The following is a 15,340-nucleotide window of genomic DNA, read 5'->3' on the forward strand; positions in this document are numbered from 1 at the left end:
GTAGGAGTGGCCGTCGATCAAAATAAAATGACAAATAAATGCACAAATATTTTCAAATAACCATTTTGACTATTTTACTTGCGTTGGCGCCGCCTGTCTTCGCCGCCGAGAAGACATTACGCGTCTTGGCCTGGCCTGGATATGCCGATCCCGACGTGGTGAAGGCGTTCGAGGCCCGTTTTCACAGCAAGGTGGAAGTGACGTTTGTCGACTCCGATGAATCGTTGTGGGACAAAATGCATGCCGGTCACGACAACACGTTCGACGTGGTGGCCGCCAATACTGTTGAAATTCACCGCTATACCCGTGAAGGGTTGCTGCAACCGCTCGACCTAGCACGTCTGCCTAACACCCGGTTCCAGCTCCCGCGCTTTCGCGCGCTCTCGTCCATCGGCGGCCTGACCCAGGGAGGCAAGGTTTATGCCATTCCCTTTACCTATTCCGCCATGGGCTTGATTTATGACCGCAAGCAGGTGTCCGTTCCCCCACGGTCGATGTCCGAATTGTGGAATCCGCGCTATCGCGGAAAGGTGCTGGCCTTCAATAGTGCACAACATAATTTTTCCTTTACGGCGCTGGCTTTGGGGGTGGACAACCCTTTTCTGCTCGATGCGAATCAAATGCGGCGCGTCGCGAGGCAATTGGTTGCGTTGCGGCGTAATTTGCTGAGTTATTACAGCCTTCCCGAAGAAGCAACCAAATTATTTATTCAACATAAATCGGCCCTGCTTTTTGCCAACTATGGCACGCAGCAGCTGACGCAGCTACGTAAGGCCGGGGCGGACGTGGGCTATGTCATTCCGGAAGAGGGGGCGCTTGCGTGGCTGGATTGCTGGGCGATGACGCGGGCGGCGCGCGACCGTTCTTTGGCCCTGGCCTGGATCGACTACATGCTGGAGCCGGCCGTCAGCCGGTTGCTGCCCGAGCGCCAGGGGCTGGCGAATACCCTGACCTCGCCACCGGAATTGAGCGATAAATCGCGCATCATCTGGCTCCAGCCGGTGGAGGATGTGAAGCAGCGCGAGGCGCTGTGGGGCAAGATCGTATCCGGCAATCTTCCGGAGAGGCTTTAGCCATGCGTCCGGGTCTGACCGTCAAACTCTCGATACTGCTCGCCTGCATCGGCATTCTGGCCTCTGGGGTGACGGGCTACTATGCCTATTCCACCAATCAAAGCCTGCTGGTGAACGAGGCCGAGCGGAATTTGCTCACCTCCACCGAATTGCTGAGTCAGCGCTTATCCACTGTCCTGAACGATATTGCGGCCGACGCCCTGACGCTGGCCAACATGCCCTCATCGGCAAAAGTCGCCGGCTTCGAAGAAGTTGCCGGGGATGACGTGGCCAAGGAACGTTTGGCGCAGGTGTTCGGCACCATCATGCGCCTGCATCCTCAATACGCCCAGGTGCGCTTGATCTCCCGCCAGCAGTTTGGCCTCGAACGAATCCGTTTCGATCGGGATGGCAGCCACCTGGTGAGGGTGACTGGGTCTCTGCTGCAGGAGAAAGGGCATTTCCCGTATGTTTTCGAAACCCTGGCGCTCGCGCCAGGGCGCGTCTACGTCTCGCCGATCACGGTCAACCATGAACAGGGCGCTCATTCGGCGGAAGGCGCGCCGACGCTGCGCCTGGCCTCGCCGGTCGTGACGCCGGCCGGCGCCGTCGTCGGCGTGGTCGTCATCAATGTGCGGTTGAAAAGTTTGCTCGACTCCGTCCAGTCGGACTTGCCGGCCGGGCACCAGCTGTACCTCACCAACGAGTGGGGCGATTTTCTGGCACACCCCAACCCTGCCATGACCTTCGGTTTCGATAAGGGCCGGCGTTTGCTGGTTCAAGACAGCTACGAGCAGACCCGGCCGTTGTTCGACAAGACCCAATCCAGCGTGCTGGTGAACGGGCTGGACGATCCGCAGCGGGCAAAGGGGCAGATTCTGGCTTTTGTGCGCAAACCGTTCGGCCTGCCGGAAAACCATCAATTTGTCGTGCTTGGCCTGGCCCGCCCCTTGGAGGATGTGCTGCGGGGCGGGAAGTCGCTTGGGGAAAGCACCATCCAGATGGTGCTGGCATTCAGTGTGCTGTCCATCGTGCTGGCAGTGGTGTTTTCGCGGGCATTGACCCGTCCCTTGCAGATGCTCACCCATGCCGCGACGAGCTTTCAAACCCGGCATGCGCTCGAAGCGCTGCCGGTGACGCGCACCGATGAAATCGGCGTGCTGGCGCGCTGCTTCGACCAGATGCGCAAGGAGCTGAAGTCGCACATGGAAAAGATGAGCCAGAATCAGCAAGAGCTGAGGCATCTGGCCCACCACGACTCCCTCACCGGGCTGCCGAACAGGATGCAGTTCTTCCACCAGATCGAGCGCGCCATTGACGCGGTGGCGGAGAGTGGCCAGCAGTTGGCCGTCCTGTTCATCGATCTCGACCACTTCAAGCAGATCAATGATCAGATGGGCCACGCGGTTGGCGACCAGGTGCTGATTGTCGTGGCGCAGCGCCTGCGCAGCGCCTTGCGTGGCGAGGATGTGGTGGCGCGGCTCGGTGGCGACGAGTTCATCGTGCTGATCAAGGGGCCCGCTATTGCCACGGATGTACCCGCCATTGCCGCGAAGATCTTGAGCACACTCAATGAAGACATCATGACCCATGGCCGTCGCCTGCAGGTGTGCGCCAGCATCGGCATCAGCCTGTTCCCGGATGATGGCGTGACGGCGGAGGAGTTGGTGCTGCGTGCGGACAGCGCCATGTACAAGGCCAAAGTCAGCGGGCGCTATACCTTCGCCCGCTATCAGGCGGCGGAATAAGCGCGCCGCCCCCTTATGGCGGGGGGCTCAGGATTTGACCGGTCTGAGCCAGCTGAAGCGGCTATGCCAGATGCTCGGGGCGCGCCGTACCAGGTGCCAGGTGGCCAGCACGTTGGCCGAAGCGGTGACCAGGAGCAGCACCGCGACGCTGTCGAACAGCTTCAGGACCACGGCGCTGGCGATGGCCGAGAACACCATGTAGAAGCCGTTGGTGATGTTGTTGGCCGCGATGGCCTGTGAGCGGAAGGCGGCCGGGCTGGCGATCTGCAGCCAGGTATAGAGCGGCACGGTGAAGAAGCCACCGAAGAACCCTAGCAGGGCGATGTCGGCGATATGGCGCCAGTTGGCGGGGGTGACGAGGTAGGCGCCGAGGCCGACCAGTTCGCCTTGGTGCAAGGCCAGCGAAGACAGTGCCACGTCGCCGCCGAACAGCGTCATGCCGGCGCTGCCGACCAGTACCAGTCCCAGCTGCAGCCGCCCCTGCGACAGCTTGGCGCAAACCACCGAGCCCGCGCCGATACCGATCGAGAACAACGCCAGCATCAGCGTGTAGACGTTGGCGTCGCCGCCCAGGTGCTGCTTGGTGAAGGTCGGCAGCTGGGTGGTGTAGATCGCCCCCATCAGCCAGAACCAGGAAATGCCGAGGATGGCGCTCTTCACGTCGGCGATGCGCCAGGCCTTGCCGACCAGCTCGACCGAATCCTTCAGCACGTTGGCCGAAAGGGCCAGTTCCGGCGCGGAGGGCGGGGCCGGCGGCATCTGCCGGCTGCAGGCGTAACCGGCCAGCGCGGTGGCGCAGATCATCGCCACGATCAGCCACGGCCCCCCTTGCGTCATCAGGCTGCCGCCGATCTGGCCGATCAGGATGGCGAGAAAGGTGCCCATCTCGATCAGGCCGTTGCCGCCCACCAGCTCGCGCTCGTGCAGGTACTGCGGCAGGATCGAGTACTTCAGCGGGCCGAAAAAGGCGGAGTGCACCCCCATCAGGAACAGCGCCGCCAGCAGCAGCCCGGCAGCGTGGGCGAAGAAGCCGACCCCGGCCAACAGCATGATGGCGATTTCCACCAGCTTCACCGTTCGTGCGATGCGCGCCTTGTCGAGCTTCTCCGACAGCTTGCCGGCGGTGGCGGAGAACAGGAAGAACGGCAGGATGAACAGCCCCGCCGCCAGGTTGACCAGCATCGCCGGCGACATGCCGCCGATACTCAGGCCGTGGTAGCTGATCAGCACCACGATGGCGGTTTTCAGCAGGTTGTCGTTGAAGGCACCGAGAAATTGGGTGCCGAACAGCGGCAGGAAGCGGCGGCTGGTAATGAAGGGGAAGCTGGCGATCACGATGGGCGGTACGGGAAAGATGGGTAGCGCATGCTAGCCCATTCCCCGGCGGGTGTCAGCAGCCGCGCCGGGATGGCGCCGCCGCCAGGCCTTGCGCAACTCGTCCGCCAGCAGCATCGCCAGCAGCACCGGCAAGGCGATCAGCCAGTCGGCCGCCGCCAGCGGCGCAGTGCCGAACACACGTTGGCCGAAAGAGGTGTAGACGATCGACAGGATGAGGGCCGCTTCGAAGGCGAGCCCACCCAGTAGCCAGCGGTTGCGCAGCGGCAGACGGAAGGCGGATACCGTGCTGTCGCGGCACAGGAACAGGTTGACGATCTGCCCCAGCACGATGGCAACGAGGCAGGCCGTGGTGGCCGCCAGGTAGAAGGGGGTGCTGGCCGGTACTGTGCCGCCGTAGTGCCAGCCGGCGGCGTACATCACGGTGAAAAAGGCGAATAACGCGGCGGCCGCTTCGAAAAGCCCGAGAAAACCGTAGGCGCGCAGCAGCAAGCCGGGCGTCAGCAGGCGCTCCAGGCGCGACCGGGGCGGGGTGTTCATCACCGCCGGGGCGGGTGGCTCGGCGCCCAGCGCCAGTGCTGGCAGTATGTCGGTGCCGAGGTCGACCGCCAAAATCTGGATGATGGTGAGCGGCAGCGGGACGCGCAGCAGCACGAAGGCCGGGTAGGGTACCAGCTCGGGAATGTTGGAAGTCAGGATGTAGGTCAGGAACTTGCGGATATTGGCGTAGACCGCCCGGCCTTCCTCGATGGCGTCGACGATGGTGGCGAAGTTGTCGTCCAGCAGCACGATGTCGGCGGCGGCCTTGGCGACGTCCGAGCCGCGCTGTCCCATGGCGATGCCGATGTCGGCGCTCTTCAGCGCCGGGGCGTCGTTGACACCGTCCCCGGTGACGGCGACGACCTCGCCCTTTTGCTGCAACACCGTCACGATGCGCTGCTTTTGTTCCGGCGTGACGCGGGCAAACAGCAGGTCGGGCTGGTCCAGCCGCAGTTGCAGCTGGGTGTCGGAGAGACGCTCCAGTTCGTCGCCCGTCAGCACCGTCCCGTCCCCTTGCAGGAGGCCGATCTGCCGCGCGATGGCGCTCGCGGTAACGGCGTGGTCGCCGGTGCACAGCACCACCCGGATGCCGGCCTGGCGGCAGGTGGCGATGGCGCCGGCGACCTCGGGACGCGGGGGTCTTCGATGCCGGCGAGGCCGGCAAACACCAGGTTGGATTCGTCCAGCGGCAATGCGGCCGGCTGGCGGTAGGCCAGCGCCAGTACGCGCAGGCCTCGCTCGGCGAAACGGTCCACCTCGGCCAGCAGGCGGTCGCGTCCGGCCGCATCGAGCGGCTGTTCGCCGCCCGGCATCAGCAGCATGCTGCACAGCGGCAGCACGCTTTCGGCGGCCCCCTTGACGTACAGGTGCAGGCCGTCCGGCTGCTGTTGCAGCACCGCCATGCGCTTGCGTTCGCTGTCGAACGGCAATTCGCCGCGACGCAATGACGGCGGCTGCGGCAGCGCCCCGGCAAACTCCGCCAGGGCCTGTTCCATCGGGTCGCCGATCCAGCCGTTGCCGCTGGCCAGCAGGTTGTGGCACTGGCCGGCGATCTGCTTCAGCACCGCCGGCAGTCCCGGGGCGTCGGCGGGGTGGGCGTGCCCCAGGGTGTACACGTCCAGCACGCGCATGCGGTTTTCGGTCAGCGTGCCGGTCTTGTCCGAGACGATCACCGTGGCCGCGCTCAGGGTCTCCACCGCCGGTAGGTGGCGCACCAGTGCCCGGCGTTTGGCCATGCGCTGGGTGGCCAGGGCGAGCGACAGGGTGACGGTCGGCAGCAGCCCCTCCGGCACGTTGGCGACGATGATGCCGATGGCAAACAGCAGATTGTCGCTCCAGGGCAGGCCGATGGCGTGGCCGATGGCCAGGAAGACCAGCCCCAGTGCCGTGGCGAAGAGCGCCACCCAGCGCGACAGCCGCGCCAGTTCGCGCGTGAGCGGCGAGACGGTGTCCGCCGTGCTCTGCGTTAGATGGGCGACGTGCCCGAAGCGCGTGCGCATCCCGGTGGCGTAGACGACCACCTCGGCCGAGCCGGCGACCACCGAGGTGCCGGCAAACAGGCAGTTGCCGCCGAGTACCGGGTCGGCGTTGTGGCTGGCCTCGGCGTGACGCGACTGGGGGGCCGACTCCCCGGTCAGGATCGCGTTGTTGACGCGCAGGCCGAACGCCGAGAGCACGCGGCAGTCGGCGGGTACCGCATCCCCGCCTTCGAGGTAGACGATGTCGCCCGGCACCAGTTGGCTGGCCGGCAGGGGATAGACCACGCCGCCCCGGCGGACCTTGACCTCCAGCGGCAGCAGCTGGCGCAGGGCGGCCAGCGCCTGCTCCGTCTTGTACTCCTGCCAGAACGAGAACACCCCGTTGATGACGATGACGCCGATGATGGCCCAGCCCAGCGTCGCCATCGCCGGGTCGCCTTGCAGGACGTAGGCCAGCAGGGCGAGTCCGGCGGCAATCCACAGGATGATGGCGAAGAAATGCCCGAACTGTTCCAGTAGCCGTTGCCAGCCGGGCTTGCCGGCCATCTCCTCGACGGTGTTGCTGCCGTATTCGGTGAGGCGCCGTGCCGCTTCCGCTTCGGCCAGGCCGCCCGGCCCAGTGTGCAGGCTGCCCAGCGCCTGCTCCGGTGTCAGGCGGCTGATGTTGAGGGCATCGAGATGGGCGCGATGGGCGGCGGGCGAGCGATGGCTACCGGGCATGGCACTCCTGGTCGGCTCGAAAGAAGGGGTTGGGGCGCGGCAGGTGGCTGGCTGCGACCGGATCGGTACACGCCGTCAGCGTCTGCGCGTCATGGTGTGTTTATAGCGGATTGGCCGTGGGGCGTGGAATGTCGGCCGTCAAAGGCGGGCCATGTCGGCGAGGCGGGCAGGAGATGTCCTCACCGCGGCCGGAGGAGGGCGTGGCGGCCCGGTCAGCGCGGGGGCGGGTCCGCGTTGAGATCGTCCTTGTCGCTGGGGGTGGGGCGATCGTCATCCATCAGGATGCGGTGCCCCGGGCCTTCCAGGTCGTCGAATTGCCCGGTGCGGGTGGCCATCCAGAAAATGAAACCGATCACGAAGGCCAGGACCAGGCTCAGCGGGATCAGTAGATAGAGACTTTCCATCAGTTCGTCCGTTTCAATCGTCGGCCATCATGGCTGCTGCACTTGAGTGGGGCCGGGGCGGGAAATTCCGGTCGGGCGTGCTTCTGCCGTCGCCGCAGTGGTGCGTTTCATGCCGACCAGGCGCAGCGCGTTGCCCACGACCAGCAGCGAGCTGCTGGCCATGCCGAGGCTGGCCAGCCATGGCGTGACGTGGCCGGCCATGGCCAGCGGCAGCGCGACGATATTGTACAACACCGCCCAGACCAGGTTCTGCCGGATGATGGCGAGGGTTTTCCTGGAGAGCGTGACGGCCGCGGGGACCAGTGCCAGGCTGTCGTTGATCAGCACCATGTCGCCGCTGGCGCGGGCGACGTCGGTGCCGCTACCCATGGCCATCGACACGTCGGCGCGCGCCAGCACCGGGGCGTCGTTGATGCCGTCGCCGACCATCAGTACCCGGGCGCCGCGCTGCTGCAGTGCGCTGACGTAGGCCAGCTTGTCTTCCGGGGTGGCGCGGGCGCGGAACTGGCTGATGCCGGCGTCTTCGGCCAACCTTTGCACCGCCTCGTGCTCGTCGCCGCTCAAGAGATGGACGGCGAGTCCCTGTCGGGTCAGCGCCGCGACGGCGGCGGCGCTGTCGTCGCGGCGGGTGTCGCCGATGGCGAACAGGGCCGCCCAGCCCTGGCGCGACCCCAGCGCAATCCGGGTGTGGCCGCGCTGCCAGTCGGCGAGGCCGGAGGGCAGCGGCCCGGCGAGTTCGGCAACGAAGTCGCTGCGCCCCAGGCGCCAGGTCTCGCCGCCGATCGTGCCTTCAATGCCGCTACCGGGGATGTTGTGTAGCTCTTGAGCCGCGGGGTGCGCGGCGGGCGCCGCCGCCAGCAGGGCGCGGGCGATCGGGTGCTCCGAACCCGCTTCGAGTGCCGCGGCCAGGGCGAGCACATCCTCGCGCTCGCCACAACGATGGGTTTCCACCAGGCGCATGTCGCCGTGGGTCAGCGTGCCGGTCTTGTCGAACACCACGTCGCTGACCTTGGCCAGCGTTTCCAGCGCATGGCCGCGCGTGGTCAGCACCCCTAGTCCGGCCAGGTGGCCGCTGGCGGCGGTGAGCGCCGCCGGGGTGGCCAGCGACAGGGCGCAGGGGCAGGAAATCACCAGCACCGCCACGGTAATCCACAGCGCCCGTTCCGGGTCGATAAAGTGCCAGCCAAGGTAGGTGGCCAGTGCCGCCAGCAGCAGCGCGGCGACGAAGCCGCTGGCGAAACGGTCGGCCAGTTGTGCCAGCCGCGGCTTTTCCGCCAGCGCCTGATCCAGCAGGCGCACGATACCGGCCAGCCGGGTGCCTTGCCCGGCCTGGCTGATGCGCACGGTCAACGGGCTCTCCAGGTTGACGCTGCCGGCGATCACGGTCGAATCCACCGTTTTGCCGACGGGCCGGCTCTCGCCGGTGAGCAGCGATTCATTGGTCGCGCTGCGGCCGGCCAGCACAACGCCATCGGCGGGGATGGTCTCGCCCGGCTTGACCAGCAGCACGTCGCCGGCAACCAGCTGGCTCACCGGCACCTCGTGCGCCACCGTTTCGTCCGGCCAGCTGGCGAGGCGATGGGCAAAGGCCGGGACCAGTTTCACCAGGCTTTCCGCCGCTTCCCCGGCCTTGCGCCGCGCCAGGCCTTCGAGATACCGTCCGCCCAGCAGCAGGAACACGAACATCGATACCGAGTCGAAGTAAATACCGTGCTCCACCTTGTTGATGAGCGCCCAGGTGCTGGCGCCGAAGGCGGTCAGGATGCCGATGGTGACCGGCGTGTCCATGCCGACGCGGCGCGTGGTGATGTCGCGCCAGGTGGCGCGGTAGAACGGCAGCGCCGAATAGACGATCACCGGCAGCGTCAGCAGCAGGTTGGCCCAGTGCAGCATCCACAGGAAGTCGGGATCGATCTCGCCGTGCGGCGCCAGGTAGACCGGCACCGCGTACATCATCACCTGCATCATCGACAGACCGGCCACCCACAGCCGGGTCAATGCCTGCTTGCGTTCTTTTTGATGCAGAGCCTCCTGGCGCGCGGCGTCGTAGGGGTGGGCCCGGTAGCCGATGGCGGCAATGGCCTCGAGAATTTGCGACAGTTTCAGGCGGGTATTGTCCCAGCGGACCCGGGCGCGGTGGCTGCTGTAGTTGATGTCGACCGAGATCACGCCGGGCAGGCGCATCAGATGCTGTTCATTGAGCCAGACGCAGGCGGCGCAGGTGATGCCCTCCAGGATCAGCGCGGCTTCGCGCACATTGTCCGCCGCGATATGGACGAAGCTCTGCTGCAGTTCGTCGGAATCGTACAGGCGGATGCGCTCGAGCAGTTCCAGCGGTAGCGCCTCGGCCTGCCCCGCCCCCTGGGTGCGGTGGGTGTAATAGCCGTCGAGACCGGAATCGATGATGGTCTGCGCCACGGCCCGGCAGCCGGCGCAGCAGGTGGATTCGGTTCGTTCCCGATAGCGCACCGGAAAGGAAGCGCCCTCCGGAACCGGAAGGCCGCAGTGGAAACAATCGTCACTCATGGCGTGCTATTGTAATCAAATGAGGATTGCCGCGCTTGAGCGAGCGCAAAGTCCGACGAGGTAAACGATCATGTCTATGCAAGTAGTGATGCAAAGCCGGCCAGGTGGCCGGGAAACTCTGGAGCTGGGAATCGTCGAGAAGCCAGTGCTTGGCGACGGACAGCTCCTGGTCAGGGTGATGGCGGCCGGGGTAAACCGGGCCGATGTGGTGCAGCGCGAGGGACAGTATCCGCCGCCGCCGGGGGCATCCCCCATCCTTGGGTTGGAAGTGGCCGGGGTGGTGGAGGCAGTATCCGGGCCGTCCCGTTTCCAGCCGGGAGACGCGGTATTCGGGCTGGTGGAGGGGGGCGGCTATGCCGAATACGCGGTGCTGGACAGCGAATTGGCCATTCCCAAGCCGGACAGCATGTCGTGGGTGGAGGCGGCCAGCCTGCCAGAGGCCTGGATGACCGCCTGGCTCAACCTGGTCGAGGTCGGCAGGTTGGCCGAAGGCCAGGCGTTGCTGGTGCACGCCGGGGCGAGTGGTGTGGGCGCGGCGGCGATCCAGCTCGCGCGGCTGCTGGGGGCCCGGGTGTGGGCGACGGCAGGAAGCGAGGAGAAGCTGGAGTATTGCTATAACCTCGGTGCCGACGAAGCCTTCAACGCCCGCCAGGAGGCTGACTTCGGCGGCAAGGTCAAGGCCTGGGGCGGGGCGGATGTGATCCTCGATCCGGTTGGCGGCGCCTACCTGGAGCAGAATCTGAGCTGCCTCAACCTGGACGGACGACTGGTGCTGATCGGGGTCATGGGGGGCGGGCGCTCGGAGATCAACCTGGGGCGGCTGTTGGTCAAGCGCCAGTCCCTGATCGGCTCGACCCTGCGCAGCCAGCCCAAGGCGGTCAAGGTGCGGCTGGCGCGGGCGCTGGAAACCGAAATCCTGCCCGCGTTGCGCCAGGGCATGGTACGGCTGACGCTGGATTCCACCTATCCGCTCGCCGCCGTGGCCGAGGCGCACGAGGCGATGGAAGACAACCGCAACCTCGGCAAGATCGTGCTGACGCTGTTCCCTGTCACTGCCGCGTCATAATCGTCTTGTAGACTGCCTCTCGCGTCGGGCCATGAAAGCCACGAGCACTTCTTTCGTACGGATTGGGATTGCGGGCGGCTGCTGAGCCGCCCTTTTTTTATCCCTCTTGCATTTCGCGCAGTGGCGACAGGGCCTCGATCAGGGCGACCTCCTGGGCAAAGCTGAGGGCTTTCATGCGTTCCAGCAACGATTGCGCATCGACCTCCAGCTTGCGGTCGAGTTCGTCATGAACCAGGCGCGCCTCCACGGCCAGCCACACGCCGCGGCACGAGGCGGCAGATTCGAAGTGGATGTCGCGCAGCACTTCGGCAATCAGGTGCAACTCGTTGTCGGAAAACTTTCGCGACAGCACCGCCTGTTCACGGTGGATGATCTCGGCGTAGCGCTCCAGCATCTCCCGGGTGCGGGCGTCGTCCGGCAGCTGCTGGCTGTCGGCATCCATCACCACTGCTTTCTCGCCTTTGAACCAGGCATCCATCAGCGGCTTGAGTTGCGGGATGTCCTCCTGCCACAGCTGCTGCAGTGCCGTGCGGAAACGCTCCCCGCGGCTGAACGACAACTCGGCGAACGGCATGTCGGGCGGTGTGGTGCTGCGTAGCGGGCAGCCGGCCACCAGCGGGGCGCCGTCGTCGCCTTGCGTGACCTCGCCGCGCCACGCCGCCTCGTCGCCCGTGGCCAGGTTGTCGACCAGGATTTCCACGTAGGGAAGGGGCGTGTCCACGCCTTCGTCTTCCGTCACGAAACGCAGGGTGATGTCGAACAGGGCGTGCTTCGGGACATCCAGAATCTGCATGCCGTTGCCGCGGCCGACCAGCACGAAACTGTCGCCGCTGTCGTAGACGGCCACGCCGGCGTCGTCCTTGGCCGGGTGCACCAGCGTGCCAGACAGCTCTTCGGCCAACTCGTTGAGGTCATTCTTGTCCCCGGTATAGCCGGTGCGATAGCCCGCATGCTCGTGCCACAAAGCATCCCAGTCGTACATTTTCCTGCTCCTTGTTCATTTTGCTCTGGAGTGTAGCCAAAACCATGCCGAAAGTCGTGCCTGGCCCTGTGAGAACAGGTCGATATCGTGCTAGAATCTTGTGATTTTTCCGTTCCCGTCCAAAGACATGACCCGACAGATTCGCAACATCGCCATTATTGCTCACGTTGACCACGGCAAAACCACGCTGGTCGACCAACTCCTGCGTCAAGCCGGTACCTTCCGCGAAAACCAGCAGGTGGTCGAGCGCGTGATGGATAGCAACGACCTCGAAAAAGAACGCGGCATCACCATTCTGGCCAAGAACACCGCGATCAACTACGAAGGCGTCCACATCAACATCGTCGACACCCCGGGACACGCCGATTTCGGCGGTGAAGTCGAACGCGTACTGGGCATGGTGGACGGTGTAGTACTGTTGGTTGACGCCGTCGAAGGCCCGATGCCGCAGACCCGCTTCGTGACCAAGAAAGCGCTGGCGCTGGGCCTGCGTCCGATCGTGGTCATCAACAAGATCGACCGTCCGGGCGCCCGTCCGGACTGGGTGGTGGACCAGACCTTCGACCTGTTCGACAAGCTGGGTGCCACCGACGAGCAGCTCGACTTCCCGATCATATACGCCTCGGGCCTGTCCGGCTTCGCCAAGTACGAGCTGGAAGAAGAGTCCGACAACATGCGCCCGCTGTTCGAGACCGTACTGAAGCACGTGCCGGTCCCCGCCGGCGATCCGGATGCCCCGCTGCAACTGCAGATCTCGGCGCTGGATTACTCGACCTACACCGGTCGCCTCGGCCTGGGTCGCGTGCTGAACGGCCGCATCAAGCCGGGTCAGGTGGTCGTGGTGATGAACCACGAAGAGCAGACCGCTCAAGGTCGCATCAATCAGGTGCTGGGCTTCAAGGGTCTGGAACGTGTCGAAGTGCCGGAAGCCGAAGCGGGCGACATCGTCATCATTTCCGGTCTGGAAGACATCGGTATCGGCGTAACCATCTGCGATCGCGACGCCCCGGTTGGCCTGCCGGTCCTGGGCGTGGACGAACCGACCCTGACCATGGACTTCATGGTCAACACCTCGCCGCTGGCCGGCACCGAAGGCAAGTTCGTGACTTCGCGCCAGATTCGCGATCGTCTGACCAAAGAACTGCTGACCAACGTCGCGCTGCGTGTGGAAGACACCGAAGACGCCGACATCTTCCGCGTCTCCGGTCGTGGTGAACTGCACCTGACCATCCTGCTCGAAAACATGCGCCGCGAGGGCTTCGAAATGGCCGTCGGCAAGCCGCGCGTGGTATTCAAGGAAATCAATGGCGAGAAGTGCGAGCCGTACGAGAACCTGACCATCGACCTGGAAGATGGCCACCAGGGCGCCGTGATGGAAGAACTGGGCCGCCGCCGTGGCGAACTGACCAATATGGAATCGGATGGCCAAGGCCGCACCCGTCTGGAATACCACATTCCGGCGCGTGGCCTGATCGGCTTCCAGGGCGACTTCCTGACCATGACCCGCGGTACCGGCCTGATGTCGCACGTGTTCGACGATTACGCCCCGGTCAAGCCGGACATGCCGGGCCGTCACAACGGTGTGCTGATCTCGCAAGACAACGGCGAAGCCGTGGCCTACGCGCTGTGGAACCTGGAAGATCGCGGCCGCATGTTCGTCAGCCCGGGTGACAAGCTGTACGAAGGCATGATCATTGGTATCCATAGCCGCGACAACGACCTGGTGGTGAACCCGCTCAAGGGCAAGAAGCTGACCAACGTGCGCGCCTCAGGCACCGACGAAGCGGTCCGCCTGACCACCCCGATCAAGCTGACGCTGGAATCTGCCGTGGAATTCATCGACGACGACGAAATCGTCGAAATCACCCCGCAGACCATCCGCCTGCGCAAGCGCTACCTGCAAGAGCACGAGCGCCGTCGCATGTCCAAGGCGTAAGCGCTTCGCGCCCGCATCAAAAAAGCACCCTGCGAGGTGCTTTTTTTATTGCTTGCTTGCTGGCGGGGAGGGGAGAGACGGCTCAGCCTCCGCTGCGTTTGACCCGCCAGCCTCGTGCCTCAAGGGCTTTGCTCACCAGTTCGACGTGATCGCCTTGTATCTCGATCACGCCATCCTTCAACGTGCCTCCCGAGCTGCACGCTTGCCTCAACTGCTTGGCAAAGCTGGCCAATGCCACCGGCTCCAGCGGCACGCCGCTCACCACCGTCACCCCCTTGCCGTTGCGCCCCTTGGTTTCACGCCGGATACGCACCACGCCATCGGACGGTGGCGCCGTTTCGGCAGAACTGCATGTGCAGCGGTCCACGGGTTGTCGGCAGACAGGGCACATCCGCCCGTGTTCGGTCGAATAGACCAGGCCGCCAGTGCCTTTGTTTTTCATAGGGTTCTCATCGAAGCGTGGGTTTGCAGGGAACAGGGTGGCGCGATCAGGCGACATTATAGTCGGGCTGAAGAGGGCGCTCATCCCCAGGATCGACGTCATTCGATCATGGCGTTTCCGGGCTCTTTGCGCCGGGCCCGATCCCGGCGGGTCGGGCAGGGGCAGGACAAGGGGGCGGATGCGATGGTTCGACTTGAATATGACAAAGAAATATAGTGATGGCCTGTCGAACCCGGAGGATACCCATGAGAACCATTCTGCTCGCTGCTTTGTGCTTGATTGTTGAATCGACGGCCGCCACGGAAGTGCCGGGCATCCTGCGCTGTGAGCACGAGAGAACCAAGGCCGTCTCTTATACCAGCGGCGCCTGTCCCGCCGGAACCTCGGCGGTGAAACGCCCGGAGCAGGGTGGCTTTGTCGGCAACGGAAGCGGCGGCGAGCGTGGCGTGGTCACGGTTTGCCGCATGGACTCCCGCTTTGACAGCTTCCGCTATTTTGTGGACGGCGACTGTCCCTTTGGCTCGAGCGGGGTTGCAACGTTCTCCAACGCCACGATCGAGGAAGCGCGCCATCAGTTTGCCGCGACCTGGCGCTCAGACGCAGAAAAGTTACACCCACGAAAAGCCGTTACGCCTCCCGTTCGGCGGAAACTGATTAAGCAAGCCATTGCCGACTGTCACACGCTACGCCAGCAGCGCGACAAGGTGCAGGCGCGGTTGAACAGCAACAAAGCCTATCAGGACGATTTGCAGCGGCTGCGGGACGCCCAGGATGCGATCGCAAGAGAGGGATGCCGGGCATTTGGTGACTGAATGCCCGCATCCCGTCACGTGCAGTGATTCGGCCAGCTAACTCGGAAAGACTCTGCGCGGGCTTGCGTGGAGTGTTTCAATAGAGCCGCTCGGAGGCACAGTAAATCTGCTGGAAAAGGGGGCTGAAACATAGGCACTTAAATAAAATCTGGCATCGTATTTGACATAATATAGATTATGCGAATCTGCGGTTTATCAAATTATCCTACGCGAACGGGATTTTCTAACTTAACGGAATTTTACAATTATCCCCGTTTGGCATGCTCCAAGCCTTATTTCTCCCCGTTCTTACATTGCGT

General features: G+C 64.3%; 11 protein-coding genes and 1 pseudogene. 5 read left to right on the forward strand and 7 right to left on the reverse strand.

Annotated features, from left to right (window positions below; translation table 11 throughout):
* The first annotated feature begins 38 nt into the window (after window positions 1–38).
* A complete protein-coding gene (locus ABKF58_RS14485) occupies window positions 39–1,073 on the forward strand; it encodes an extracellular solute-binding protein (protein WP_482581486.1) in 1,035 nt (344 codons plus the stop codon).
* Between the two features lie 2 nt (window positions 1,074–1,075).
* Entirely contained in the window at window positions 1,076–2,800 is a 1,725-nt protein-coding gene (locus ABKF58_RS14490) for a HAMP domain-containing protein (protein ID WP_482581488.1), read from the forward strand.
* A gap of 27 nt (window positions 2,801–2,827) precedes the next feature.
* On the opposite strand, the gene ABKF58_RS14495 is transcribed toward ABKF58_RS14490, so the two are convergent.
* The 5 genes and pseudogenes from ABKF58_RS14495 to ABKF58_RS14515 form a co-directional block, all read right to left on the reverse strand.
* A complete protein-coding gene (locus tag ABKF58_RS14495; protein ID WP_482581490.1) occupies window positions 2,828–4,135 on the reverse strand; it encodes an MFS transporter in 1,308 nt (435 codons plus the stop codon).
* Between the two features lie 33 nt (window positions 4,136–4,168).
* The gene (locus ABKF58_RS14500) at window positions 4,169–5,368 is read right to left on the reverse strand and encodes an HAD-IC family P-type ATPase (protein WP_482584387.1); all 1,200 of its coding nucleotides are present in this window, start codon (window positions 5,366–5,368) and stop codon (window positions 4,169–4,171) included.
* A 2-nt stretch (window positions 5,369–5,370) separates the two neighbouring features.
* Window positions 5,371–6,873 (reverse strand): annotated as a pseudogene (locus ABKF58_RS14505) (cation-translocating P-type ATPase); the annotation flags it as partial.
* A 212-nt stretch (window positions 6,874–7,085) separates the two neighbouring features.
* Window positions 7,086–7,277, reverse strand: a complete 192-nt coding sequence (gene ccoS, locus ABKF58_RS14510; RefSeq protein ID WP_008952767.1) for a cbb3-type cytochrome oxidase assembly protein CcoS — start codon at window positions 7,275–7,277, stop codon at window positions 7,086–7,088.
* Between the two features lie 27 nt (window positions 7,278–7,304).
* Window positions 7,305–9,803 carry a heavy metal translocating P-type ATPase gene (locus ABKF58_RS14515; RefSeq protein WP_482581491.1) on the reverse strand — a complete coding sequence of 833 codons (2,499 nt, stop codon included), beginning with the start codon at window positions 9,801–9,803 and terminating at the stop codon, window positions 7,305–7,307.
* A gap of 70 nt (window positions 9,804–9,873) precedes the next feature.
* On the opposite strand from ABKF58_RS14515, the gene ABKF58_RS14520 reads away from it, so the two are divergent.
* Window positions 9,874–10,869 carry an NAD(P)H-quinone oxidoreductase gene (locus ABKF58_RS14520; protein ID WP_482581493.1) on the forward strand — a complete coding sequence of 332 codons (996 nt, stop codon included), beginning with the start codon at window positions 9,874–9,876 and terminating at the stop codon, window positions 10,867–10,869.
* Between the two features lie 97 nt (window positions 10,870–10,966).
* Here ABKF58_RS14520 and ABKF58_RS14525 read toward each other — a convergent pair whose 3' ends face one another.
* A complete protein-coding gene (locus ABKF58_RS14525; RefSeq protein ID WP_482581495.1) occupies window positions 10,967–11,851 on the reverse strand; it encodes a hypothetical protein in 885 nt (294 codons plus the stop codon).
* A 127-nt stretch (window positions 11,852–11,978) separates the two neighbouring features.
* Here ABKF58_RS14525 and typA point away from each other — a divergent pair, with 127 nt between their 5' ends.
* Window positions 11,979–13,787: a translational GTPase TypA gene (gene typA, locus ABKF58_RS14530; protein ID WP_008952763.1), complete on the forward strand. Its 1,809-nt coding sequence runs from the start codon at window positions 11,979–11,981 to the stop codon at window positions 13,785–13,787.
* Window positions 13,788–13,869: 82 nt separating this feature from the next.
* Here the strand turns inward: typA and ABKF58_RS14535 are convergent, their stop codons facing one another.
* Window positions 13,870–14,331 carry a translation initiation factor Sui1 gene (locus tag ABKF58_RS14535; RefSeq protein WP_482581497.1) on the reverse strand — a complete coding sequence of 154 codons (462 nt, stop codon included), beginning with the start codon at window positions 14,329–14,331 and terminating at the stop codon, window positions 13,870–13,872.
* A 143-nt stretch (window positions 14,332–14,474) separates the two neighbouring features.
* Between ABKF58_RS14535 and ABKF58_RS14540 the strand changes: the two genes are divergently transcribed.
* A complete protein-coding gene (locus tag ABKF58_RS14540; protein ID WP_482581499.1) occupies window positions 14,475–15,041 on the forward strand; it encodes a hypothetical protein in 567 nt (188 codons plus the stop codon).
* Window positions 15,042–15,340 lie beyond the last annotated feature (299 nt).

The sequence above is a fragment of the Pseudogulbenkiania sp. AW2-16 genome, from assembly GCF_056824575.1.

Coding starts and splice junctions, on each gene's coding strand:
- ABKF58_RS14485 (WP_482581486.1), top strand. CDS start 39: ATGCACAAATATTTTCAAATAACCATTTTGACTATTTTACTTGCGTTG.
- ABKF58_RS14490 (WP_482581488.1), top strand. CDS start 1,076: ATGCGTCCGGGTCTGACCGTCAAACTCTCGATACTGCTCGCCTGCATC.
- ccoS (WP_008952767.1), bottom strand. CDS start 7,277: ATGGAAAGTCTCTATCTACTGATCCCGCTGAGCCTGGTCCTGGCCTTC.
- ABKF58_RS14515 (WP_482581491.1), bottom strand. CDS start 9,803: ATGAGTGACGATTGTTTCCACTGCGGCCTTCCGGTTCCGGAGGGCGCT.
- ABKF58_RS14520 (WP_482581493.1), top strand. CDS start 9,874: ATGTCTATGCAAGTAGTGATGCAAAGCCGGCCAGGTGGCCGGGAAACT.
- ABKF58_RS14525 (WP_482581495.1), bottom strand. CDS start 11,851: ATGTACGACTGGGATGCTTTGTGGCACGAGCATGCGGGCTATCGCACC.
- typA (WP_008952763.1), top strand. CDS start 11,979: ATGACCCGACAGATTCGCAACATCGCCATTATTGCTCACGTTGACCAC.
- ABKF58_RS14535 (WP_482581497.1), bottom strand. CDS start 14,331: ATGACGTCGATCCTGGGGATGAGCGCCCTCTTCAGCCCGACTATAATG.
- ABKF58_RS14540 (WP_482581499.1), top strand. CDS start 14,475: ATGAGAACCATTCTGCTCGCTGCTTTGTGCTTGATTGTTGAATCGACG.